The 24,093-nt window shown below is 34.0% G+C and carries 33 protein-coding genes; 14 read left to right on the forward strand and 19 right to left on the reverse strand.

The genetic code is table 11. From position 1 onward, the window contains the following. Positions 1 to 24 precede the first annotated feature (24 nt). The 3 genes from VEU72_00325 to VEU72_00335 all read left to right on the forward strand — a co-directional run bounded on the left by VEU72_00325 (position 25) and on the right by VEU72_00335 (position 3,140). A complete protein-coding gene (locus VEU72_00325; protein ID HYL65578.1) occupies positions 25 to 1,068 on the forward strand; it encodes a hypothetical protein in 1,044 nt (347 codons plus the stop codon). 74 nt (positions 1,069 to 1,142) lie between these two features. After that, the gene (locus tag VEU72_00330) at positions 1,143 to 2,306 is read left to right on the forward strand and encodes a hypothetical protein (protein HYL65579.1); all 1,164 of its coding nucleotides are present in this window, start codon (positions 1,143 to 1,145) and stop codon (positions 2,304 to 2,306) included. Positions 2,307 to 2,705: 399 nt separating this feature from the next. Beyond that, positions 2,706 to 3,140 carry a hypothetical protein gene (locus VEU72_00335; GenBank protein ID HYL65580.1) on the forward strand — a complete coding sequence of 145 codons (435 nt, stop codon included), beginning with the start codon at positions 2,706 to 2,708 and terminating at the stop codon, positions 3,138 to 3,140. Between the two features lie 90 nt (positions 3,141 to 3,230). Here the strand turns inward: VEU72_00335 and VEU72_00340 are convergent, their stop codons facing one another. Then, positions 3,231 to 3,419: a hypothetical protein gene (locus VEU72_00340; protein HYL65581.1), complete on the reverse strand. Its 189-nt coding sequence runs from the start codon at positions 3,417 to 3,419 to the stop codon at positions 3,231 to 3,233. A 198-nt stretch (positions 3,420 to 3,617) separates the two neighbouring features. Then, positions 3,618 to 3,923, reverse strand: a complete 306-nt coding sequence (locus VEU72_00345; GenBank protein ID HYL65582.1) for a hypothetical protein — start codon at positions 3,921 to 3,923, stop codon at positions 3,618 to 3,620. Between the two features lie 58 nt (positions 3,924 to 3,981). Between VEU72_00345 and VEU72_00350 the strand changes: the two genes are divergently transcribed. Then, entirely contained in the window at positions 3,982 to 4,251 is a 270-nt protein-coding gene (locus VEU72_00350; protein HYL65583.1) for a hypothetical protein, read from the forward strand. A 64-nt stretch (positions 4,252 to 4,315) separates the two neighbouring features. On the opposite strand, the gene VEU72_00355 is transcribed toward VEU72_00350, so the two are convergent. Together VEU72_00355 and VEU72_00360 are read right to left on the reverse strand one after the other, a co-directional pair. Then, positions 4,316 to 5,122, reverse strand: a complete 807-nt coding sequence (locus tag VEU72_00355; protein ID HYL65584.1) for a hypothetical protein — start codon at positions 5,120 to 5,122, stop codon at positions 4,316 to 4,318. Then, positions 5,119 to 5,793: a hypothetical protein gene (locus VEU72_00360; protein HYL65585.1), complete on the reverse strand. Its 675-nt coding sequence runs from the start codon at positions 5,791 to 5,793 to the stop codon at positions 5,119 to 5,121. Before VEU72_00360 ends, VEU72_00355 begins: the two co-directional genes overlap by 4 nt. 76 nt (positions 5,794 to 5,869) lie before the next feature. Between VEU72_00360 and VEU72_00365 the strand changes: the two genes are divergently transcribed. Together VEU72_00365 and VEU72_00370 are read left to right on the forward strand one after the other, a co-directional pair. Next, positions 5,870 to 6,343: a MarR family transcriptional regulator gene (locus VEU72_00365; protein ID HYL65586.1), complete on the forward strand. Its 474-nt coding sequence runs from the start codon at positions 5,870 to 5,872 to the stop codon at positions 6,341 to 6,343. 55 nt (positions 6,344 to 6,398) lie between these two features. Then, entirely contained in the window at positions 6,399 to 6,656 is a 258-nt protein-coding gene (locus VEU72_00370) for a hypothetical protein (protein HYL65587.1), read from the forward strand. 4 nt (positions 6,657 to 6,660) lie between these two features. Here the strand turns inward: VEU72_00370 and VEU72_00375 are convergent, their stop codons facing one another. The 3 genes from VEU72_00375 to VEU72_00385 are packed head-to-tail and all read right to left on the reverse strand — an operon-like array spanning position 6,661 to position 8,583. After that, positions 6,661 to 7,329: a hypothetical protein gene (locus tag VEU72_00375; GenBank protein ID HYL65588.1), complete on the reverse strand. Its 669-nt coding sequence runs from the start codon at positions 7,327 to 7,329 to the stop codon at positions 6,661 to 6,663. Further along, positions 7,330 to 7,908, reverse strand: coding sequence for a proteasome subunit beta (locus tag VEU72_00380; GenBank protein ID HYL65589.1), 579 nt, complete (start codon positions 7,906 to 7,908; stop codon positions 7,330 to 7,332). Between the two features lie 60 nt (positions 7,909 to 7,968). Further along, positions 7,969 to 8,583: a hypothetical protein gene (locus VEU72_00385; GenBank protein ID HYL65590.1), complete on the reverse strand. Its 615-nt coding sequence runs from the start codon at positions 8,581 to 8,583 to the stop codon at positions 7,969 to 7,971. 339 nt (positions 8,584 to 8,922) lie between these two features. On the opposite strand from VEU72_00385, the gene VEU72_00390 reads away from it, so the two are divergent. The 4 genes from VEU72_00390 (at position 8,923) to VEU72_00405 (ending at position 11,999) form a co-directional block, all read left to right on the forward strand. After that, a complete protein-coding gene (locus VEU72_00390; GenBank protein ID HYL65591.1) occupies positions 8,923 to 9,240 on the forward strand; it encodes a DoxX family protein in 318 nt (105 codons plus the stop codon). 287 nt (positions 9,241 to 9,527) lie between these two features. Next, positions 9,528 to 10,262: a winged helix-turn-helix domain-containing protein gene (locus VEU72_00395; protein ID HYL65592.1), complete on the forward strand. Its 735-nt coding sequence runs from the start codon at positions 9,528 to 9,530 to the stop codon at positions 10,260 to 10,262. A gap of 142 nt (positions 10,263 to 10,404) precedes the next feature. Then, on the forward strand, positions 10,405 to 11,199 hold the full coding sequence (locus tag VEU72_00400; GenBank protein HYL65593.1) for an SIMPL domain-containing protein: 795 nt from the start codon (positions 10,405 to 10,407) through the stop codon (positions 11,197 to 11,199). Positions 11,200 to 11,270: 71 nt separating this feature from the next. Further along, positions 11,271 to 11,999 (forward strand): tetratricopeptide repeat protein, encoded by a 729-nt coding sequence (locus tag VEU72_00405; protein HYL65594.1) that lies wholly within the window; start codon positions 11,271 to 11,273, stop codon positions 11,997 to 11,999. Positions 12,000 to 12,230: 231 nt separating this feature from the next. Here the strand turns inward: VEU72_00405 and VEU72_00410 are convergent, their stop codons facing one another. Then, the gene (locus VEU72_00410; protein ID HYL65595.1) at positions 12,231 to 12,422 is read right to left on the reverse strand and encodes a hypothetical protein; all 192 of its coding nucleotides are present in this window, start codon (positions 12,420 to 12,422) and stop codon (positions 12,231 to 12,233) included. 143 nt (positions 12,423 to 12,565) lie between these two features. Here VEU72_00410 and VEU72_00415 point away from each other — a divergent pair, with 143 nt between their 5' ends. Then, positions 12,566 to 12,745 (forward strand): hypothetical protein, encoded by a 180-nt coding sequence (locus tag VEU72_00415; GenBank protein ID HYL65596.1) that lies wholly within the window; start codon positions 12,566 to 12,568, stop codon positions 12,743 to 12,745. A gap of 62 nt (positions 12,746 to 12,807) precedes the next feature. Here the strand turns inward: VEU72_00415 and VEU72_00420 are convergent, their stop codons facing one another. After that, the gene (locus VEU72_00420; protein ID HYL65597.1) at positions 12,808 to 13,722 is read right to left on the reverse strand and encodes a TFIIB-type zinc ribbon-containing protein; all 915 of its coding nucleotides are present in this window, start codon (positions 13,720 to 13,722) and stop codon (positions 12,808 to 12,810) included. 173 nt (positions 13,723 to 13,895) lie between these two features. On the opposite strand from VEU72_00420, the gene VEU72_00425 reads away from it, so the two are divergent. Beyond that, positions 13,896 to 14,315 carry an SHOCT domain-containing protein gene (locus VEU72_00425; GenBank protein ID HYL65598.1) on the forward strand — a complete coding sequence of 140 codons (420 nt, stop codon included), beginning with the start codon at positions 13,896 to 13,898 and terminating at the stop codon, positions 14,313 to 14,315. A 25-nt stretch (positions 14,316 to 14,340) separates the two neighbouring features. Here VEU72_00425 and VEU72_00430 read toward each other — a convergent pair whose 3' ends face one another. From VEU72_00430 to dps, 4 genes are all read right to left on the reverse strand, one after another. Then, entirely contained in the window at positions 14,341 to 14,853 is a 513-nt protein-coding gene (locus VEU72_00430; protein ID HYL65599.1) for a hypothetical protein, read from the reverse strand. Between the two features lies 1 nt (position 14,854). Next, positions 14,855 to 15,217: a hypothetical protein gene (locus tag VEU72_00435; protein HYL65600.1), complete on the reverse strand. Its 363-nt coding sequence runs from the start codon at positions 15,215 to 15,217 to the stop codon at positions 14,855 to 14,857. A gap of 49 nt (positions 15,218 to 15,266) precedes the next feature. Beyond that, on the reverse strand, positions 15,267 to 15,554 hold the full coding sequence (locus VEU72_00440) for a hypothetical protein (protein HYL65601.1): 288 nt from the start codon (positions 15,552 to 15,554) through the stop codon (positions 15,267 to 15,269). Between the two features lie 123 nt (positions 15,555 to 15,677). Next, entirely contained in the window at positions 15,678 to 16,256 is a 579-nt protein-coding gene (dps, locus tag VEU72_00445) for a DNA protection during starvation protein (protein ID HYL65602.1), read from the reverse strand. Positions 16,257 to 16,538: 282 nt separating this feature from the next. On the opposite strand from dps, the gene VEU72_00450 reads away from it, so the two are divergent. Both VEU72_00450 and VEU72_00455 read left to right on the forward strand, forming a co-directional pair. Then, entirely contained in the window at positions 16,539 to 17,048 is a 510-nt protein-coding gene (locus tag VEU72_00450; protein ID HYL65603.1) for a MarR family transcriptional regulator, read from the forward strand. A gap of 13 nt (positions 17,049 to 17,061) precedes the next feature. Continuing rightward, the gene (locus VEU72_00455) at positions 17,062 to 18,546 is read left to right on the forward strand and encodes an MFS transporter (GenBank protein HYL65604.1); all 1,485 of its coding nucleotides are present in this window, start codon (positions 17,062 to 17,064) and stop codon (positions 18,544 to 18,546) included. Between the two features lie 19 nt (positions 18,547 to 18,565). Here the strand turns inward: VEU72_00455 and VEU72_00460 are convergent, their stop codons facing one another. From VEU72_00460 to VEU72_00485, 6 genes are all read right to left on the reverse strand, one after another. Beyond that, entirely contained in the window at positions 18,566 to 19,540 is a 975-nt protein-coding gene (locus VEU72_00460; GenBank protein ID HYL65605.1) for an NAD(P)/FAD-dependent oxidoreductase, read from the reverse strand. Between the two features lies 1 nt (position 19,541). Beyond that, on the reverse strand, positions 19,542 to 19,772 hold the full coding sequence (locus VEU72_00465; GenBank protein ID HYL65606.1) for an Lrp/AsnC ligand binding domain-containing protein: 231 nt from the start codon (positions 19,770 to 19,772) through the stop codon (positions 19,542 to 19,544). A gap of 32 nt (positions 19,773 to 19,804) precedes the next feature. Then, positions 19,805 to 20,599: a hypothetical protein gene (locus VEU72_00470; GenBank protein ID HYL65607.1), complete on the reverse strand. Its 795-nt coding sequence runs from the start codon at positions 20,597 to 20,599 to the stop codon at positions 19,805 to 19,807. Between the two features lie 100 nt (positions 20,600 to 20,699). Beyond that, the gene (locus tag VEU72_00475) at positions 20,700 to 20,894 is read right to left on the reverse strand and encodes a hypothetical protein (GenBank protein ID HYL65608.1); all 195 of its coding nucleotides are present in this window, start codon (positions 20,892 to 20,894) and stop codon (positions 20,700 to 20,702) included. Further along, the gene (gene lysS, locus VEU72_00480; protein ID HYL65609.1) at positions 20,894 to 22,480 is read right to left on the reverse strand and encodes a lysine--tRNA ligase; all 1,587 of its coding nucleotides are present in this window, start codon (positions 22,478 to 22,480) and stop codon (positions 20,894 to 20,896) included. Before lysS ends, VEU72_00475 begins: the two co-directional genes overlap by 1 nt. After that, on the reverse strand, positions 22,480 to 24,066 hold the full coding sequence (locus VEU72_00485) for a tRNA uridine(34) 5-carboxymethylaminomethyl modification radical SAM/GNAT enzyme Elp3 (protein ID HYL65610.1): 1,587 nt from the start codon (positions 24,064 to 24,066) through the stop codon (positions 22,480 to 22,482). Before VEU72_00485 ends, lysS begins: the two co-directional genes overlap by 1 nt. Positions 24,067 to 24,093 lie beyond the last annotated feature (27 nt).

The following is a 24,093-nucleotide window of genomic DNA, read 5'->3' on the forward strand; positions in this document are numbered from 1 at the left end:
TAGATAAAACCAAATTTGATTCACATGAAGTACTTTCTTGTTGCAATTTTATTAATTTCAATTCCAGCATGTTATGCAGCTTCAATTGCACCTGGAAGCACGATCCCCTTTTTCATAAACGACAGTAATCTGGATACTGATCATAGATCAGTTATGACTATCTCTACTTCAAGCTTGGTGGATTTTACAATTAACGGAGTGCCAATTTCAGATCCTGGTACCATGACAGAAACTGGAGTTGACTCGGGAACCTTTCAGCTTTATCTTACCATTCCATCTACAATAAATGGCAAACCTGTTAAAAACGGTGATGTTGTTGTAATGACATACCACGAGAAAGCAGATTCTTCTGGAAATCCAACTGACATTACACAATCTGTCACAATATCTGTAACTCCATCAGTATCTGCCTTTTCACCAAGTTCTTCGTCTCAAGATAGAGTTGGAATTGGGCAAATTTTTTTACTTCAACTTTATGCACCAAACTGGAATCTTGATTCTTATACCCCTGACTCTATTCCTCTGAATCTCATAGAATTTCGTGATGGTGGTTTAGTTACAACTTTGGCGGATCCAGCATTTAGTATCCCAACAGGCGATGTGAGAGAGACAGGACCTAACACAAATCTTTTTACAGCACAAGTAAAAATTCCAAGGCAAGTTGATGGAGTTCCACTGGACATTGGATCTACAATAGAACTTAGCTTTACGGACCCAACTGAGGGATCTTCACCCTCGACATCCCATATTCTGGTAACAATTGGTCATGAAAATTTGCAAAACATCACGCCATCAACAATTTCTCAACCAAGTGTTGCAACTTTGGGTTCTATAAAAGATGCTGCAAAGATGTGGTGCGGTCTACATGCTGGCAATGCTAGTTTTGTAAAAATACTCCAAATTCTATCTGACAACAACTATGTTACAGTAACAAAATCAAGTTCTTCTACACACGTTCCTTTGTGGTTTGAGAATACTTCTTGTTGGTGGTCTAATGGTCAGATATCAGACAAGGACTTTCTTTCTGGGGTACAATTCTCACTTGACAAAGGATTTCTAAAAACCTGATCTAGGTTTATACACAAATTCATCTATCTTCATTTTAACCCTTAAATAGAAAATAAAATCAGCCAAATCAATAAATGAAATTTATTGTTGTAATCACACTTTCATTACTTGCACTTTTATTGCAAACCCAATTGGCAGATGCATCAAATATAGGATTTGACAAAAAAGCATACACGTGGACAAGTCTAGTACATATCATGATTTACGCACCAGATTTTGACTCTGATCCAAACCTTGTCGACACGATAAATGTCTCTATATCAACAAATGGTCAAACCATATCTCCATACGAACTAGTAGAAACAGGAACACATACGGGAATATTTGCTGGCAATGTGACCCTTACAGGAAATCCACTTCTCAAAGGGACAGGGGGAGTAGATGGGCAAGGTACTGAACCTAGTGGCATTCAAGGTGGACACGGTCCAAATGACGGATTCCTACCATCTGAAAACAGTGACGGTGTAACAGTTTCTTTTGAGTATAATAGAGATCAAACTATAACAGGCTCTGCTCTTATACAATGGAACATCGGTCAGATAAAATGGCTCGAGCAAAATTATCAAACAAATGTACAAGGTGTATTACAAATAATAGATCCAGACATGAATCTTAATCCAAAAGCAATAGACAAATTTGAAACCAGTGTCTGGTCTGATTCTGATTCAGGTGGCACAAAAATTACAATGTCAGAGACAGGAAAAGACACAGGAATTTTTCAAGGTACTGTGTATTTTACTACTGACTCCCAGTCTTCAGGAGGAAGGCTGCACGTGACAGAAGGCGAAACAGTTACTGGTGAATATGTGGATAGGACACTTCCTTATCCACATTCTCCGTCTGATGAGATGCATCTTACTGCAACTACTACTGTTGGAAAACCAATTGCACCACTTGAGCAAGTAAATTCAAGCAATCCAAGAATTGTGGATTCTTTGGGAAATGCTATAACAGCAGCCAAGGTAAACCAACAGATACTGATTGAAGCTGATCTAAAAAACATGCAACAAAGAAATCAACCGTTTGCATATCTTGTACAAGTTGAGGATTCTAATGGTGTCACATTATCTTTATCTTGGATTACAGGTACACTTACTGGAAATCAATTTCTAAATCTGGCAGAATCATGGGTGCCCTCATCTTCTGATAAATATACTGCACAAATCTTTGTCTGGCAGAGCTTATCTGAACCAAATGCGTTGTCTCCTCCTCTCTCAACTACCATAATGGTATCTTAGGTGTGATTTAACAAGGAAAAGTTAACTCTTTCCACAAAAGATAATGTGATTTTTTTATATTCTATACTTTTTAATTTATTTTTTAGATCTAGATTTGATTTCTGATTGAAGAGACAATGTATTTGATATTTTCAATATTATATAAATAAGCAAACACACTAGTTTGATTCTAAATTATTTTATTGCTGATTTCTTTCTAAAAACCATCATGCAAGTACCTGCAAAGATTCTGATTTATCATCAACCATAATAATTTTAAGATTTTTTGATATTAGGCTTCATTTATCTATTTAGTTCATGTTTTAGAGCTATTTCCAAATTTGGCAGAACATACTTTTATTTTCATGCTCGTAATTTATCTATGAATTTAATTCATTTCTGTAACAGAGACGGGCATTCATGATGGATGAAACTAACCAGCATCATGAGTCTGTTTATTTGGCAAACTTGTGTGATATAAGAAATCAGTTATTAAATTCCAATAATAAAGAAATAAATCTAGATAAAAGCTTTGAATGGATAAATATAAAAGAAAAATTTGTAATGCAATTAATTCTTGATGCCTTTGTCGATCCTGAAAAGAAAAAAATTCTGAATCTTACTTCGGATAAAGCACTTACGGTACCTGAGATATTGGGGATTTGTAAAATGCCTACAACCTCCGGATATAGAATAATTAATTCCTTGGAAAAGAACGGATTACTTGTCAAAAGCTATATTGATAATATGAAAAATGGAAAGAAAATAACCAAATACAGAGCAATTTTTGACAATGTACAAATCACAATTGAAAAAAATGATATTTCCATTAACGTAAAATTTGCAAAAATGTGATTTTTAATTTATTGTATTAATTTTTACATTGAATTGCAACAAATTCTTTAAAATAAGTTGATCAAATTGTTAATGAATCAAATAATCAATCTAGGTACTGATAGTAATAGATCCTGTTTTTATTCTTTTTTTCTTATGTTTGTCATATCTGCAACCATTGCATATTGTTTTATCATGAGGGATCTTTCTTTCACTTAATGCAACTAACAAAGCAAGAGCTTGATCAGATATTTCTTCAAATTCTTTTTTGCAACCGCAATGGCATGTACAATCTCTCATTCTTAATAGATAAATATTTTATAAATTAGATAAGTGCTAGTTTTCACATTTATAACATACAACATTGAAAATCGATCAAAACTTTGTTAATTATGATTTTTACTGATCAAAATTTTAGATACTAGGTTGTATGTTAGATAATAATATACTACAGTGTGTGACAGCCATATGGATATCTTGGGCAGTTTATCTAAAGTTCTAAGTACCTTGCTTAGTACCGTTGTGTGTGATTTCATCCCTGATAATATGAAAATATGACTCAATAATCTCGCCTATCATCAAAATTTCCTCAGCAGACGCCTCCCTATTATAGATCATTTTAAACGCGGTAAAGGAGCTGCCTAGAATTTGGCCTATTATGCTGCCATAGATAAAATCCAAATCATGTTCAAATTTCCAATCATTTTTTAATTTTGGATATTCTTGTTTAAGGGTTGGAATAGTCATGATTATTTCGTGTATATTATCTTCAATTCTGTGACGAAATTCTAAAGTCAGAACCACTACGATCAGTATCAGTTCATACTAATCTTAATATGTATGTGATTTCGTAATTTCATCAATGGTAAAACTTCAACATATGGGATTACTTGCAATAGCAATTTCATCAATAGTGGCATTGTCAATTACTTTGCCTGCCGCGACTGCACTAACACAACGAGACAACTTCGATGATAGCCATACAACTGCCAGATTCCTTGGCGGTCAGAAGATTTGTGGTGATCATTTGTGTAAGCATGGTGAATATGATAAACAGCTACAGCAATTAAATGATGCACAACACGCAGCTGCTAAATGCAGAGCAGCCTTGGCAGCAGGAAAAAAGTGCTAGATTACAAAATAATACTTTCCAAAATAGGTTTCTATTATTAGTTTATCAAGTATACTAGCGAAATTTAGACTTTCATTATTTTATTGTTAATCAAATATTGTACGGTGGAGTCGAAATCTTTATCTGAGATTTTTCCCTCTGCCCACCATACTGCATTTGTTTTAATCCATGAAGGTATTTGTATGAAATTCGAGTCTTGTTGAGATTGTGACATGTTTACCATTCCATATTTTGTTATGCTCTGAATTTCTGATGCAAATGTTGCATCATTAATAGAACCTTTTGACCATAATATTGCGTCATTTTTAATCTGTGACTTTATTACTGATTGTGTTTCGGATTTGCTTTTTGTATATGATGCAAACTTGTCAAGACTCGAATCTAGATTTGACAATATTGCTTGGTCTGGTATGGATGGAGCAAGCAGAGACAATATGCCAGAAGTTTGCAACACCATCTCCATATTCACTATGGTTCCACCATCTGGTGTGCCATCAAAACCCCATGTTTTTTGTAGTGTGGTGACGATTTTACTTCCTTTTAGATCTCCTGAGGTAACTTCTACCACATGACTTCCATCAGAGTTTTGTGTATACTTTGTCTGAACGTCAAAAAAAATTCCATTTGAGTCAACATTGAGTTTTGCAGTATCTATTCCTGTTAATTCTACTGATTTGATATATTGAGGAAAGATCTGTGGATAATCCTGTATGTTTGAGAGCGTCTCAAGCAATACTTGGTTTTTCACATCTACTGTCTTTTTGAGGCTTAGATCTTTTTCAGCATATGCTGATTGTGAAATAATTAAAAAAGAAAACACAAATAAAATTAAAGTAAAATAAACCCTAAAGTCGTTTAGTGCTTTAGTCAATGGGAGTAAGCAGATGATGGTACTTTGATGTAATAATCAGGCAACATTCCTTTTTCATCAAAGTTCTTTTGAATATTGGGATCTGCAAGTCCATACTGTATATTCAAATTAGTGTTTAATGCAACCAGTTCTGAGTGCCTTATTGCAGCATACTTGGTAAATTCCTGTATTGCTTCTTCCCACGTACCACCATTATCAAGAACTTTTTTCATAGCTGCATGCCCTGCATCAATTCTCTGTGATGTGAAATTAAACTCGCCCCAGAAAATATTTTGTATTTTGGTATTGTTTACTGTAGAAACGAAGCTTCTAAAAGCAACTGTTGGAGTATGTGGTAAATTATTAAGATCCATTAGTTGTTGTGCCTGTTTTTCTAGTTGTGCAACAACTAGTCTTTGCTGGTCTACTAATATTTTATTTGTCTCTGAATCTTTTTGATTTTTTTGCAAATCCGCAATCTGTTTTTTGGAATATTCTATTTCAAGCAAAATTTTTTGCGCCATTGGATTGTTTTTTAGGGCATCTCCAGTAATGGTCTGAGATTGAAATTGTGTTTGATTGCCTGTTTGGACTTGAGCCTCAGCAAACTGCTGAGTTCCATTAAATGCTGTTACAAATAATACTATACTTGATATTGCTATCAAAGACCAAATTATTTGTTTGTCACTCATCGAAAGATAATTAGCTTAAAGGTATATAACTATTGGTGTACCAATCATTTGTATCAGGTTAGATGGTATACCAATTATGAAAAAGATAGACTTTGAAAACAGCTTAGGTCTGGCCATAAAAAATGCCTCAAAATCTCTTGAGAGGACATTAGATGTTGAATTACGTGGACAATATGGACTTTCTGGTGGTCAATGGAAGGTCATACTAGTACTATCTATTCAAAATGGAATTTCACAAAAAGATCTTGCAGAAAGAATTTTTGTTGATAGTACTACACTTGTTCCAATAATTGATGGGATGGAAAAAAAGGGATTAGTTGAACGTAGAACTGATCCAAAAGATAGAAGAAATAACAATATCTTTCTAACAACAAAATCTGAATCACTTGTTGATCCTATAATAGAAATCATTCTTCACATGCGAAAGATTTTTTTTAAAAATATTTCAGAAAATGATTTAGAATTTACTAGAAATATACTAAAGAAAATAACTATAAATGCTGATTCTTATATTACTAAAAATGAAGGTATAACACAATCGCTAAAATAAAGAATACTATAACCAAAGAATAGGTTTTAAAAAGAACAAACGCATTAACAAATACATGAGTGCTAGTACTATTCGCAAAGCAAAAGAGCTTGCTAAAAACGGCGTAATGAAAATAGAAGATAACCTATATCAGGTAAGATCATCAAGTGATCCATCAAAATCATATTTTGTAACATCAGATTCATGTGACTGTCAGGGATTCAAAAACTTCTACAAATTTCATCATGGAAAGGGCATAAAGGCAAATTGCTCTCATCTTGAAGCAATAAGAATTTTCAAAGAAACAAAAGAAAACCTTAACAGTAAAAAATAGAAGATTATTGTGGAATTTTTTTGAATTCCTTTTCTTTTACGGTGATGATTCCAGTTTCCACAACTGGTCTCTCACCAAGTGCCTTTTCTATTGCCTTGTTGCTTAGTTTGAGTGCTTGCTCCATATTCATGTCTGCACTGTATTCTCTTTGAATCTCAGTTAGTGCCAAATCTGAGGATTGACCTATCGCAAATCCTGAACCTCCAAAGAATGTTCCGCTAGGATCTACTTGATACAACTGAATTCCTTTTTGATCAACGCCAGCTATTATTACTGAAGCTGCTTGTGGTCTTACTGCATAGATTGTATATCTATGTAGGAACGTTCCAAGGTGTTTTGCTAAAGAGTTTACATCAATCGAGTTTTCAAAGGTTAACCTGTGTCTTTGTGCCTCAACTCGTAACTCATCAATTAATTGCAAGATATCGCCAATATATCCAGAGCCTGTAGCACCAACATGTGAGTCAATAACAAATATTTTTTCTGATGGATCTATCAATGTACGGGTTGGTTTGATATGACTTGATATCAATGCAAATTCTTGTGTTTTGATTCCAATTGTAGTTGAACCTCTGTTTACTGCCTCTAATGCGCTGTCAACTAGAACTAGTCTTCCTTGTGGACCATAAAAGTTTGTATACCTGCCAAATCCAGCAGATGAATCTTCTGACATTTAGCTAGTTACCTCCTTTACTAACAAGTTTGGAATTGCTAATACATCAATTCCATTACCAGAGCCAGGATCACGTTCCATTGCAGCGGCCACAGCCTTACTTACTATTTCTTTTGCTTTTTCATTAGTAATGTCCTTGTTGTATACGCTTTCAAGAACCCCGTATGCTATTGGTGAACCAGAACCTGATGCTGCAAAATCCTCGTTAGTTATTGCACCGCTCATGTCAGCGACAAAGACATGTCCGCCATCTTGATCAACTCCTGCAACCAACAGCTCTACATAATATGGTTGGTAGTTTCTGAGCCCTGAATATGCCAGATTTGCAATCAATCTAGTTGATTCTTTCACATCCAATGGAAATCCTCTTCGTAATTCCATTAGATTTCTTTCTGCTTTTGCAACCTTGATCAGATATTCTGCATCTGATAGCTGTCCTGCTATCGCTATTGCCAAGGTGTCATCAATTTTTGCAATTTTTTGTGTTATCTTTGATCCAATGAAAAAGCCCTTACTTGCTCTTTTATCAGAACCAAGAACAACACCTTCTTTTGTTTTTATTCCAACTATTGTTGTCATTAATGATATGATGGTATGCTACCTATTAGTTGACCACGCATCAAAAAATCCAGTCACAGTTTAGTTTAATTTGTTATCTAGATTTGTTGAAAAACTACCGTACTGACTGCCGTATAGTTTGGATACTTCTTGAATGATTCTGTATGCACTAATCATTGCATCTGCCTTGTCTTTCTCATTTGTTGCACTTGATTCTATTGTTATGTAATTTGATGCAATTCGAAGATTTAGATCAAATGAGCCAAACTCACTTAACCATTGCAATACATGATCAGTCTGACTTTCTACCATTCCAATCCACCGTAGATTTTTGAACCATCGCCCTGCCATGTTGCTGATTATGTCACTTGGATGAACATTTGATGGAACATATGTTTGAAGAAGTGGTGTGTATGAAATTTTTAATTTTGGATCTTCTTTTGCAAGAAATGCTCCTTTTTCACTTAGCTTGTATCCTAAATGAGATTTTTCTATGAGATCTAACTCATGTAATCGTTGTAATGAACGTGATAAACTCTCTTGGTGCATGCCTAATTTTCTCATCATTCCTCTAAAGGTATAGTTTGAGTTGTTCTCACTTAGCACATCGAGAACTTTGGAATCATTTGGTCTGACATCTAACTCATCTATATGTCCATGTTCTTCCTGTGACGAATTAATTATAATGTCATCCATTGATTATCACTTGTATTTTCACTCGTAAATACATTTGTACGATTCCACTTATCATACTTGCTATACAATGTACATCTTAACAAGTATGTGTATTGATTTACCTTAACTAATGGTAAGATTATTGATAAAATTTCATGTGACCAAGTTTTATGATGATTAGTCACTTTATAGATCATCTGAAAAGAACTGGCAAAATAGTATATGAAAACGTTCATTTGTTATTGAGAGCTAAAGTAGATAATTAATGGTTGAAGCCAATCTTAGAACACATAGGTTACACGATCTTAGTCATTTTGGATTAAGAATTGTTGTAGCGTTTTTTTCATTGTTCACAGCCAAATGAAATTTGGTAGCGGATTTGGAGGATTTCTTGCAAGTATAGGTCTTCCTGCCGAAATGGGCATACTTGTAGGATTGTTGGAATTGATAGGAGGTTCTCTTGTTGTAGGAGTGCTAACAAGAATATCCAGCAGTCTTATTGCAATTGATATGCTTGGAGCAATCGTTTACGTAAAAAAAGTGCGAGCGTTTTCCGGTATGGGTGGAGTGGAGCTTGAATTATTGTCATTTATAATTTTATTAACAATAATAGTCTTAGGACCTGGTAGAGTTTCAATTTCTCACATTGTAAAAAAGATTCCAAGATTTTTACAATAAATGGTAGAGTATAATTAGAAAATTAATCAACAGGGGTGATGACTTTACCGCCCCTGTTGTGGGTATTTGGTATGCTTGTGGCTCTCCATTACTTTGGTTTTGAGCTCATTAAACCACATAGTCACATGATAAATAAGAAAGTCGTATAAATACTGCCAAACGCTTAAAAACATTATTTTGTTGTCTCAATTATTAAATTTATAAAAATCGCGATGCCTTTACCTTTAGAACTTTCTACTGAACAATTCATGAAAAGCCCTTTTAAATGGAAATATGTGATCTAAATTATGAATGATATTGTTGATAATAATTCCAAGGAAGGTCAAAAAATAGACGATCTTGCAATCAAAGCCGAAGAATATCTTGAAATCATTAGTACTGAAGATGAACGAATTAAAATCATTGGCGAAGAACTGGCAAATGATACGGGCAGAGCTATATTTGGAAAGATTTCACAAGGAATTGTGAGTCCAAATGATTTGGCAAAGGCGTTGAACATCTCACTCCCATTAATTAATTGGCACATAAACAGACTGTTAAGCGTTGGATTGGTAAGGGTAGAAAAAATAGAATTAAGCTCAAAAAATAAACAAATGAAATACTATGGCCCAGTAAAGACTGCCCTTGTAATAATTCCTCCAGAAAATTCATCAGGTAATAGTATGTCGCAACCAAAAAAAGAAACTGTACTGTTAAAGCTTAGGCAGTATCTTGCAAGCTTTGCAGCTTTTGTTGCTGGCGCATCAGGAATTTATTTTGCAGAAAAAAGTCAATCTCCAGAAATGATACAATCTACTCCTCAGATGACCACAAAAGAAATAGCTCCAAGTGAAGGATCATTACATACATCTGCACCTATGGCTCCATCTGTTGCAGCAGCTCCTACCCCCGAACCATCTGTTCTGTCTGGTGAGCTGATGATTATTTTAATTGCAGTACTTGGAGGCGCTGCTATATTTTGTGCAATGTTTTTTGGAATTAGATTATACAATAAAAAAAGGAAAATCAAAAAATTAAATTAATTTTAAATTATAAATTTCAATGATTCTATGTAAAAATAAAAAATACACATTATTTGAGATTATTTTACAATTTTTCAGTAAAAAATTAGATTAAATTCAAATTTAATCAAAGCCTATATGCACTGCATTCTATTATGATGTAATGACAACAAACAGAACAAAAATCATGCTTGCAACACTCGCTGTTATTGCAATTGTTTCAACAATAATTGTTGCTAGTATGCAGACATCACAAAATCAAGTATATGCACAACAGGTACCAATTACTCCCACAAATGAAAGGACAATCTCTGTCACTGGAACTGCAACAACTTCAATATCTCCAGACATTGTAACATTACAGTTTGGTGTTGATACTGAAGCAAAGACTGCACAAGATGCAATATCTGCAAATTCTCAAGCAATGGACTCGGTGGTTACTGCAGTTACAAGCCTTGGAATAACAAAAGATGAGATGAGTACTGCAAGTTTTAGCATCTACCCCGTGTACAACTATTCTGTACCAGACCCAATGACTGGAGTTCAGAAAACAATACTTACTGGATACAAAGCCTCAAACACTTTGTTTGTCAAAACAACCAAGCTATCTTTGACTGGAAAAATTATAGATTCAGCAGTTGGAGCAGGTGCAAATAGAGTGGACGATGTATCGTTTTCCTTATCGCCAGCAAAACAACAAAGTACACAAAATGATCTGTTAAGTAATGCAGTTGTAGATGCCAAATCAAAGGCAGAAAAAGCACTTGCACCATTAGGTGAGAAAATAACCGGAGTAAAATCAATAAGCCTTTCAGACTTTAACAACCCACCGCCACGACCAATTTACTACGCTGGAGCTATGGCTGCACCATCTGTTGCAAAAGATACACAAATTTTCTCATCAAACCAGGATGTCACTACTACTGCAGATGTGATATTTTTGATTGGAGATCAGTAGCTCCAACCCACCTTTTTTATTAATTCGGACAAGAAAGATTTACTTGATTCAATATTTGATTGTAAACTATATTGAATATTTACCAGTGCTATGAAACCCTCGGGCTAAAAGCGGGATCTTCAATGAAAGAAATCAAGCAAGCATACAGAAAACTTGCTCTTCTATACCATCCTGATAAGGACTCCTCAGATGGTAACGAAATAAGGTTTAAGCAAATTTCAGATGCTTATCAAACTTTGAGGCTACATCACAAAACAGAATTAAAAATCACAAAGTTTACAGATCTATATCCTGAAGACGCTGTGGCTTCATATGAACAAGCTGAAGCATCTATTGCAAAACAAAACTATGAGGAAGCAATTGTATTTTATGATAAAGCATTAGAACGGTTACCACTATATGAAAATGCCTGGCTCAAAAAAGGTGATACATTATCTCGCCTGAAAAGACATGGAGAGGCACTTGATTGTTATGACAAGGTTCTACAAATAAATCCAGAATCAACAGATGCCTTGAACCTAAAAGGAATATGTCTTTCTGATTTGAAAAAGTATGATAAATCTCTAGAATGTTTTGATGAGGCAACTTTGTTAAACCCAATGCATTATGCGGCATGGAACTTTATGGGCGTTTGTTTTTTCAATTTGAAGAAACTAGAGAAAGCTTTGGAATGTTTTGACAAAGCAATAAAGATCAAGCCAGATTTTGCAGTTGCTTGGTATAACAAGAGTGGAGTCTTGTTGATAATGGGTAAAAAGAAAGAAGCAGAAAAATGCTACGAGAAAGCAAAGAGTTTATGACAATAATGTTTTCATTAAGAAATTCTGTGATTTAGATTTGTGCAAACTAGTATGTTATAATCAGTTCCATGCAAATTTTGATAACTATCCAATCAGATAACATGCGTGAAGAAACCTAGTATGACATTTGGATTCAATGATCTTGATAAATTTGAATTTGAAGAGTCTGACGATCTTTATGAGTTCTTTGAGGATTAAAAATTTATTCATTCTTTTTATACAAATCTCCTTTCATACCACTCTTTCAAGAAGAGTTTCTTTACTTTCGTAATAGATGCGCACAACAGATTCAGTTTCTGATCTCAAAAGATACAAAACTCTTCCATCAGTACTTTTTTTAATTTCTTTTACAGTATATGTAAGAAAAGATTTTTTGTATGAATTAATTATACGTACATTTTCACCAATCTTGAATGTCGCCATGATAATTTTTCAAAACTACTCACGTATCTACGTATGTTTCAAATATTATTGCATATTAGGTGATTGTTTTATTGGAATTTTTTCATAAAAGTTTTTTGTCATTCCAATAAGAGGCTTATTATAACAACAAAACAAAATAGAGTATGTCAAAATCTCCAGTAGAATGTAAATGTCCTTCTTGTAAGTGTGGTACATATACATATAACGAGTCTCAAGTTTGTGCTAGTTGTGAAGACAATAAACATGCATCGGGACAAAAAAGATGGTCAACTATCGTGTTAGCAAATGTCCCGCCAACTATTACTACAGAAGAAACAATGTAAAATTTAGTAAGAATAAATTTAATCAAGTTATTCTAAAAGTTTGGTAAAAACATTGGAAGAATCTAGATTTTTAATGATTCTCTTAGTCCTTTGTATCTATTTCGTATTGTAACTTCTGTCACTCCAGCTGCCATTGCTATAACTTTCTGTGTAGTGTTTTCTCCGTTGAGAACACATGAAAGATATAATGCCGCCGCTGCTAGTCCCATAGGATCTTTTCCAGCTGTGATCTCCATCTCATGTGCATCTTTTAAAATTGTAAGAGCTCGTCGCTTTACTTTTTCACTTAGACCAGCTTCACTTGCTATTCTGGAGGTGCATATTATTGGATTTACTACTGGCATATTTAGATCAAGTTCACGCAAAAGGAGTCTGTAACATCGTGATATGTCCTTTCTTTTTACATTGATTTGATGTGACATGTCGTTTAATGTTCTTGGTGTTCCGCTTTCCCTGCATGCTACGTATAGTGCTGCTGCAAGAACACCTGGAATAGATCTTCCCCTGACAAGACCTTTGTCAAGTGCCTTTCTATAGATGTATGCTGTCTTTTCTATTACCGCATTAGAAAGTGCAAGTTTATCTTTTAGTCTATCAAGCTCACTAAATGCCTGTCTAAAGTTTCTGTCTGCAGGTTCATGTACTTGGCTTCTGCTGTCCCAAGTTCTAAGTCTCTCTATTGTACTTTTCATTGATGCAGACAACGGTTTTCCAGTTACATCCTTGTTTGCATGACCGATTATTGTTGCAAGTCCCATGTCATGCATTGCAAGTGAGGTAGGTGAGCCTGTTCTACTTCTGTCATCTGACTCATCTTTTGAAAATGAACGCCATTCAGGACCTGTTTCATCAACGCGTTCAGAAATAACAAAACCGCAACCTCCGCAAAACCTTTCGCCTGTAACGTTATCAGTTACCAAAGATTTCTTTCCACAACGTGCGCATTTACTACCAACGTTTAGAGTCTGTAAAACCATAGAATTCTAACATGTATTGATTTGATTGCTTATAAGAACTAGAGTATTTGCACTATTTTCTCTTTTTACACCTGTTTTCCCTTCTTTTTGCTGATGTACAAATATTGTTTCCATTTTTGGCAGACTGGTTTTTTATTTTAATTGTTTTTTATTAGTATTGGAGTTACAAAAAATTGAAAATAGGCATAATGATTTGGGGGGCGTTTTTAATTGTGGGAGCTATAGTAGATCAAGGTATTATGCCAAACTTGGTGTCATCTGTAAGTAATCTTCCAGAGTCTATTCAGGGAAAGGTAGTGTCTGGATTGCCTGAAAATATTCAGACAGGTTCATCCCTTGCTACGGCTTCAGCAGAGATGAATTCAGGACTTGATCAGATGCGTTCGCAGTTAACATCTTTGGAACAATATGCTCAGATGAGCTCTATAGCTATGGGATTTGTTGGAGTAGGACTTGTAACATATGGTGGATTAGCAAAGAACGCTACAAAATTTAAAACCAACGACACTCCGATAGAAATACTCAAAAAAAGACTGGCCAAAGGAGAAATAACAAAAACGGAATTTAACAATCTAAAGCAATATATTCAATAAGCAAAAATCATCAAGAAAATTTTCTTTATGGTGTTGATACTCTGTTAAAATAGGCTCGTATATGTGGCTGGAAAAAATAACAAATTATTACAATACCCATAATTAATTGAAATGAAGTTCCGATTAATTTACTAGTTGGATCAGTATTTGTATGTGAAAAGTAAATCAATCCTGTAGCAATACTTAGAAAAGTTTGAATTATTGTAATTTTCCAAGCCCATCTTTTTCCTTTAAGGACTCCAATGCCAATTATTATTCCAGCACTACCAGCTACTATGAGCCAAATAATAAAACTATAACTAAGACCACCATTCAAAATTTGAAGCAACGTGTAGATCTCATAACTTTGAGGTAATCTGTTCAAGTATATCTCTATGTACTGAGTTGTAGTTGAAAGTAACAATCCACAGAAAATTGCTATAACTCCTTCTATGATATAAAATAAACCTCTCAGAGTAACACCGAGTGGTCGTTTATAGTATGTTGTAGACAATACCAAGTCACGTTTTTTTGATTTTGGAGAAAATTTATCAAACAATTTAGTTTACCAATAATTCTTGGCGTTCTCTTAATTCAAGAATTTCATCACTCATTTCTGATATAGCTGTATCTATTTTAAAAAATTGCTCACTTGTTATATTATCAATTTCGTTTAATTTTAATCTTAATATTTCTAAACCTATCTTGATTACGCAAAGATTATACATTAAAGGGAATCTTTCATGATTTTCTTTTTTCAAAACTTCGTTAATAGTAGATTCTGAGGAAATCTTGGCATCATTTACCATATCTGACAATGCTGCTAGCATTCCAATACTCTCTTCTAACCCACCCAACTTTCTCTCATGTTTAACCGAAATATTTTCATATAAAAACTGTCCTTCCAAAGTTGGAAATGACATAAAAATGATCGCTACTTAAGTCAATCAAAAAATTATAATTATTTTTTGCTTATTCTGAAATAACTTTAAGAAATCTCTCGATCGGTTTATGTTCTGTAAATTCGGTAAGTTCTTTTTTGATCGATTCAACAATAACAGTATGTGACATGCCAAACAAATCTCTGAGCACTTTAGATAGGTATTCTGGATGTTCATAACAATCTCCTAAATAGCAACGGTGTTCTTCATGCAAGATATTGGAAACTTGATCTAGTGCACTTTTGCCAATTTTTAGTAGTGCCCTTTCAATAACAAATGCAACAAGAGCCTTTCTTGCATGATCACTATCTACATTCATTCACATACGATACTTAATATCTTATAAATAATTTGTTAACAAATCATTATTCTAATAATACTTCAAATTATGACTTGGTATTGATGTAAAACCATGTTACGGATGATTATCAAAATGGTTTGTTTATCCAAGAGATCTTGAGTGTTTTTGGGTATGGGGTCTTTCTCCAGGGAATTTTCTTCTCATGTGACCAGAAGGTCTTCCATAAAGCAGTTCCAAGAACCAAGCTTCATGTTCCATCTCTTCTCTTAGTATATCCTTTGCTACATCATAGGTAGCAAAATCTTTGTTAAATGTCATTTTACACATCTTGTTCCAATTAACTATGGCGCCCTGCTCTGCTTTTAGGCATTTTTCTAAAATTGATTTAATGTCTGTTTTGTTTGGAGGTAACTGTAAAAATTCACAACCCGACATTTTGATAAATGCCTGTGCATCATTTGGCAAACTACCCCCTAACTCGTAAATTCTTGATAAACTTGATTCAAAATGGGACAGATCCTCTAGTCTGGCATCTTCAATTACTCCTTTGATTCCCTCTCCTTCCATGCCAGTACAGTGCATTCTCAGATTTGTAAAATAATAGTACGCGGTAAATTCAACTGATGCATTGTAGACTAGTTGTTTTATTATTTCCTTGACATCAGCTCCATTTTGTTCAAGCACTTTGATGCCAATTACATCTGGATTATTTTTTGCCATGTGAATTTTTCCTTTAGATAGGCAAACAAATTACTAATCGGAATATAAAGAGATCGCCGCTAGGAAAATTATTTGGAATTATTGCATAATGTGAATTCCGATATCTGCCTGGGTTGATTCAAATCAATCCTTCTTAATTGGAAAAGCAATTAGCGACGCAATCATTGGTTATGATAATTATAAAAATCACTAATGTTTTATAATTGACTTTAGAAATAGATGACCGAGAATTTTTTATCATAAATTAATCTTAATCTTTATATTTAATTCATTAGTATACTAATGATTAGTAGACTAATTAATATGATAAAATATGACTTTGAATCAAGCGTTGGATTTATCGTAAATAATACTGCCAAAGCATTCCAGAAGGCATTAGATGATGAACTTCGAAAAAATGTAGGTGTTACTATTAGTCAGTGGCGTGTAATTAGTACACTTACAAGGCAACCAGGTATTACACAAAAAGAGATTGCTGATAAAGTTGGGATAGAAGGTTCTACACTTGTACCAATAATTGATAAAATGGAAAAAGATGGATTTGTAAAAAGAAAATTAGATAATGAAGATAGGAGAATTAACAGAGTTTACCTGACAACCAAGGCCGATGATCTCTGGAACTCTATGATCGAATGTGCTTTAAGAATAAGAAAACTTTCTACAAAAGAAATTTCAGAAGAACAGATTAAAACAACACTAGATGTTTTAAGAAAAATTTCAAAAAATCTAACAATTTATTTTGATAGTACTGATTCTAATTTAGTTACTTTCTCAAAGAAAATCAAGGTTTGAAGCGGTGTAAAATATGGTAACACCAAAAGATACAAATGACATACAATCCCCCTCAGATAAAATTCCACGATCTGCTTGGAAAACACTTGCAATACTTAGTTTGATTGCAACAATGGCAATGTATGCTGAAACAATGCTTGTTCCAGCAATTCCTGATCTCATCAAGGATTTTTCAATTTCGTATAGCACATCATCATGGATTCTTACTACATATCTTATTGCAGGTGCTATAATGACTCCTATCTCAGGGAAACTTTCAGACATTTATGGAAAAAAAAAGATCTTGTTAATAATTATGATAATTTATACCGCAGGCGTTTCTGCTGGCGGATTTACAACTAACATCTATTCCATGCTACTAGTTAGACTTGTTCAAGGAATTGGAATGTCAATGTTTCCAATAGCATTTGGAATAATAAGAGAGCAATTCCCAAGAAGCAAGATTGCCATAGGTCAAGGAATTATCACCTCAATGTTTGCTGCAGGTGCTGTAATTGGACTTGTTGCAGGTGGGCACCTTATACAAAATTACGGATGGCAGTCTACCTTTTTCTCAATTATTCCTATAGTGTTGGCACTTTTAGTAATAATTAAGAAGTTTATTCATGTGGATGAATCTCAAAACCCTAATATTACTTCGGAAAGAAAGACAAATGAAAAATTCAGAAACAAGATTGACATTCCAGGAGCAATCACACTTGCCATTTCTATTACATCATTTTTACTCACACTTACATTTGTAGAAAATGGTACTTCTAGTTCATATTTTATAACAGGTCTCCTTGGAATTGCAATTATTTCTTTGATCCTATTTGTAATGATAGAAAGAAAAGCAAGATCTCCACTAGTAGATTTCAAAGTTTTGTTACACAAAAGTATCTTTCCTGCTAATATTATGGTGATGATTGTAGGACTTTCGATGTTCATGGTCTTTCAAACAATTCCTGTACTGGTACGAAGTCCTATGCCCTTGGGGTTTGGTGAAGATCCACTAACTACTGCGAATGTTCAGTTGCCTTTTGCATTGGTATTATTGATATTTGGTCCAACATCAGGTTTTATTATTTCTAAATTAGGTTCTATAAAACCAATCATAGCAGGAAGTATTATTGGTGCCACAGGTTTTCTTTCTCTTTTTTTGTTCCACTCTACAGAATCTTTAGTTGCTGCAAATTTGGCTATCTTATCAGCAGGTCTTTCCTTAACAAATGTAGGAGCTATGAATATTGTAATGCTGGCGACACCAAAGCAATCTATTGGAGTATCACTTGGAATGTCTACATTGATTAGAATAATTGGTGCATCAATAGGGCCTGCTATTGCAGGTATGTATATGCAAACGCATCAAGTGATGTTGAGGGGTTTTACTACTCGTTTTCCATCAGCAGATTCCTATAATCTAATCTTCCTTACTGCTACGATAATCTCAGTGGTCTCAATAATACTTGCAGTGATTTTATGGAAAACAGTTCCAAGACATCATGTTCATGCTATTTAGTAGATAATAATGCCAAAATTTAGTAATGAAATACTGCATCTCCGATAGTTTTTTTCCAATCCGCACGAATGCCTGGTTTACCTTTTAATTTTTCTATATAATTAAAAGAGGATAATCCAGCTGCAGCACCATCACCGCATGCAGCTATGATTTGTTTGTATGGTACGCTAGTGGCATCTCCAGCAGCAAATATTGCAGGATGTGAAGTTTTACCTCCATCAGAAACCTCAATTTCACCTTTTGGATTAATTTTGACTAGATGTCTTACGAAATCAAGATTAATTTTTGATCCCATTTCAATAAATAGACCATCAACGTTAATTGTTTTTTCATTTCCAGAATTATCTAATATCGTAATTGATTGAAGATTGTTGTTTCCAGATAAAGATTTAATGCTGGACTGTGGAACAAGTTCTACGTTTTCTTTCTTTTCAAGAGAAGCAATCATGTCTTTATCTCCTCCCATTCCTCCACCTTTGTAAATTAGATAAATTTTTGAGGCCATCCTGGAAAGTAAAATGCCAGATTCCACAAGATATCCTCCAACTCCAACAACTGCTGTTACTCGATTCTGATAAAACGGCGCATCACATTTTGTACAATAATGCACACCTTTGTTTGCAAAAGCAGACTCGTTTTCAACTCCTAAATTATTTGGAACTTTTCCCGGTGCCAATACTATTGCCTTTGCAATATATTCAGAACGATTAGTTTTTACCTTTAAACCTGATTCGGTTTCATCTATTCTTTCAACTGTGTCATAAATCATCTCGCCATTAAATGTGAGATATTGATTTTCTAACGTCTTTGCTAATAATGGACCGCTTGACATAATTGTGCCTGGATAATTTTCAAGTTTTGGAATTAGATTTAATTGACCGCCAAGATCTTTTGATATTAGAAGACATGACGCTTTCTGTCTTGAAATAAATATTCCTGCAGATAAGCCAGCAGGTCCACCTCCAACTATGATAATCTCATACTCTTGAACCAATTTAGTTTACGGTTATAAGTGAAGTAATGTTGTTTATGCCATCAATATTATGCAAGCCTACATCTATTGCATTTTTTATTTCTTGCATATTGTTTGATTCTAATATTATCAGGACATCATAAATGCCATAGGTAGTTTTGACTGCCTTTACAGTTGGTATTTTTTTTGCTTGCTCCATTATATTTTTTTGATGCTTGTAATCCACATTTAACAAAACATATGCTTCATTCAATGGATATCTGTCACTGATATATGTTAAAAAGTTTAGGTTAATTTTTTATAGCTACTTTTAAGAGATTCTAATTCTTTTTTAGTAGTTTCATATTCATTTTTTAATCTCGTATGTGCAATTTTTATTATTTCTAGTTCTTTTTTCATAGTCTCATATCTTGCATTCATTGATGCAACAACAGTGCCTGCGGCTTCCATTATTTTCTTTCCCTCGAATTCTTTTCCAACACTTGCTAATTCTTTTTCTATGAACTCAAGTTCCTTTTTTATATGCGTGATTTCCTTTGTCTTTACTTCTTGTTGATATTGCAAAGAATTAATCTCAGATTTTCCATTTGTAATCTTTGTATTTATTTCATTAAATTCTGTTTTTGCTGATTCAATTTTATGTTGTATTTCATCTAACTCTGACACGAAGTTATTTTTTTTGGAATTTATTTTAGATAGTTCATCATTTGTAGATTCAATTTTTTCTTTAATTAATTCTACTTCTTTTTGATTATATTGTGATTTTATTGTAGCAAGATCTGATTTGGCTGATTGAATTTCTTTTAATATGGATTGGTGTTCTGATCTTAATTTCGAAATCTCAATTTTGTTTGATTCTAGTTCTTTTTTAGATTCTGATAATTTTTTTAGCTCTAAACCGTATTCAACTTTTACCTCTTCTAATTGATGAGCTGCAGTACTAATGGTAGCCAAGACATCTCGCACCTCGTTTTTTATTTGTTCTATCTCGTTTTGTGGTGGTGTTTCTTCTGGTGTTTTAATCTGTTCTTCTTCTGATCTTACCTTTTCGTGTTTTTTTGAGTGTCCAAATAGGCCCATTAATATCGACTCCTTACTTTTAGGAAGAGCATTATTTTCAACTTATTCCTTAACCAGATTTTATCTGCTTATATCAATTCTCTTATACTTGATTTCATTTTTATGGCTTTTTCTTTTTTTTCAAAAAGGTAAGATAAAAACCAACCCCTCCCAAGGCAAATCCCGCTATTATTGCCCCTAGACCTTCGATCAGATTTTGTTTAAAATATGAAGGAGCAAAAATAAAGATCAAAATTCCACCGACAATTAATGCCATGCCTCCGCTTTTTGGTCTGTTATGTTCACTGTGTGCCATTAGAGGTACTCCAAAAGAGTCTGTGCAACTTTCTTTCTACCTATGTCCATGATAAGCGGTCCTATCTTTGGACCCCGTTCTGATGCCAAGATTATCTGGTAAAGTGTTTTGAAAAAGTCCCTTGGTTGAACACCGTTGTTTTTGGCAATTTGGTAGATAGTATTTTGTAAATCTTCTGGCTCGATATGAGATGAAAGTATTGCTGTCAGCTCTTTTAAGGATTTTTTTGTGATTTCATCCATTTGTACTTCGACTTTTGTTGGTTTATCAAAATCATCAGCATATGTTCCAGCTAAATTAATAAGATTTTCAATTTCTGGATTTGATTCTTTAATTGTCCCATATTCTATTAATTTTTTAATCACAAGCTGATTTCTATTTTCTCTAAATATCTTACAAAGTTGGGTCAATAATCTATAATTAACATAAGGTGTGGGATTTTTTGGAACGTTCAAGAGATTTACATATTCGTAGAGACCTTTTGCTCTAATCATTTTTGCCTCATTATCTAGTTTTATCTTTCCAAAGTAAATGTTTTCAAGTTCATTGTATTCATCCATTAGCGATGGAATGTCTTCAAATCCTACTTCGCGAGTGCCTGTAATTCTCTTGTATAATAAAAGCAAAATGGATTTTGGTGTGCCATATTTTAGCCATGTTTGGGATGTTACCACATTACCAAGAGATTTGGAAATTTTCTTGCCACCCTTATCTAAAAACATTTCATACTTTACATGGTGAGGATGAGGGAATTGCAGTATTTCATCTGAAACCCAGTCATTTACCTTAACAGAATCCATGATGTCCTTTCCATATGCTTCAAATCTAATATCAAATGCTTGCCATCTTGCAGCAAACTCAACTTTCCATGCAAGTTTGCCCAACTCTTTTGTAATGTCAGCTACTCCTTCATGACCGCAACCTGCTAAAACTTTAGAGCCTATTGTGGTGTCACCACATCTGTATTTTATCTTTTTTTCATCTTCCAAATAATCATATGCTACTGCTGTGTATAGTCGTCCACAGTTTGAACAAATTGGAAAATATGGAAGCGATTCCTGATATTTTTCTTGTCCTACAAGCTCTGCGATTTTTACTCCAATTTTTTTGCTGTTTACCAATATTGTGTGAATCTGGTCTTTTAGTAAACCATTTTTGTAAGTGTCAACACCTCTCTGAAATTTGTATTTTATTCCAAGATTATCCAAACCATCAAGCAAAAGGCTGCTCATATGTGCACCGTAAGAGTCATGACAATCGAATGGATCCGGAATAAAAGAGACTGGCTTTGCAACATAATCCTTTAACCATTCCGGAAATCCTTCTGGAATTTTTCTTAATCCGTCAAGATCGTCTGAATATGCAATAAGCTCTGACTTGTATCCGAAATTTTCTAATGCAAGCTTTACACCATACGCTCGTACTGCGTCACCCAGACTTCCTATATGAGGAATCCCAGATGCTCCAAGTCCACTCTCAACATTTATCAAGTCAGTACTACGTCCAAGCATTTTCTCTCTTTGTAATAGCTCATCTGCAAGCTTGTCTATCCAAGTTCCTCTACCGATAATTTTTTGTTCTTCCATCATACCAATTCCTTTGACATGTAAGGGCCTAAAATCGAATATCCTAGTTTTCTATAATATTCTCTGGTGCCTACTGCACTAATCACGAGTAATCTTTTTGCATCAAATTCTTCTTTTGAGATTTTTTCAGCTTCAGTCATTAGGTTTTTACCTAATCCTAAATGTTGAACACTATCCTTGTCTCTTTCACCAAGCTTTAACGATTTGCCATAAACATGAATCTCTCTTACAATGCATGTGTTTTGTGTTACTTCTTGTCTGTGTGCCTTATTACTTGGTTTTCTAAGTCTCAAGAATCCAAATATTCTGTCTTTAGAATCATCGAAGGACAAAAATACTTCACGACCTCCAGATGATTCGTATTCTTCATTGTTTAGTTTCATATCGTTGAGATCTATGGAATTTTCTGAAAGTCCAGCTTCCCTACATCTTATACACTTACATGATATGTTTTGTTTTTTGAGATTTTGTTGTAATATTTGGCGTAGGTTACCAAGTTTTGGTCCTGCAATTATCTGATCTGATGATATTTCTCTTTGTACCCTCATTATTCTAACCCATCGTGGTATGATCTTTTTAATTTCCGTTAGTACTTTGATCATGTCTTGATCTGAATATGGAACATATGTTCCATCTTTGTAAGAATTGTAAAGACCGGTGTTTTCCAAAACGAGAGTTGGGTATATTTTTAGCATATCTGGTCTGAAGGCAGGGTCATCGAATAGCTTTTTGAAATCGTCAATGTCTTGTTGTGGAGTCATAGTAGGTAATCCTGGCATCATATGAGATACAATTTTGTATCCTGCATCCTTTGCAATTTGAAATGATTCTACTACATCGTTTAAGTCATGACCCCTGTTTATGATTTTATAAACATTCTCATGCAGACTTTGCATTCCTATCTCTATTCTTGTTATTCCATAATCAAGCATCCAATCAACATGTTCTTTTTTACAATAATCTGGTTTGGTCTCTATTGTAAAACCAACATTTCTTATTTTTGCCAGTTCATTGTTTTTCTTGGCAGATTCTAAATTTGGTGAATCAAATCCATTTAATGCATCAAAACATGATTTGATAAAGTTAATCTGATAATCTCTTGGCATAAACAGAAATGTTCCGCCCACTATGACAATTTCAAGTTTTGAGCTATCGTGACCATAAGTTAACAAATGATCAAGCTTGTCAATTATCTGTTTTTTTGGATCATAATTATTTGCTATTGCATTTTGAGTTGAAGGCTCTCTGCCGGTGTAGCTGTTTGGTGTGTTGTATTCTACTCCGCCAGGACAATAAGTGCATCTTCCATGTGGACATGCATATGGTTTTGGCATTAGTGCAATTACTGCAACTCCTGAAGCTGTTTTTACTGGTTTTCGTATCAACGCCTTTTGAAGTTTTATGAAATCATCCCCTTCTACTTCTGCAAGTATTTCATAGTTTCTTGGAATCCTTTCTAAAGAGTATTTGATACAGATTTTTTTGATCTCTCTTTTTACATCATTACTTGTTGGTTGGAGAATTGCAAGAAGATTCTTTGAGATTTCTAAGCATGCCGTCTCAAAAACTATTTCTGTTTTTTGCATCAATTTTAAGAACAAAATTGGTTATTA

It is taken from the genome of Nitrosopumilaceae archaeon (assembly GCA_035631875.1).
Lineage (GTDB): Archaea > Thermoproteota > Nitrososphaeria > Nitrososphaerales > Nitrosopumilaceae > TA-20.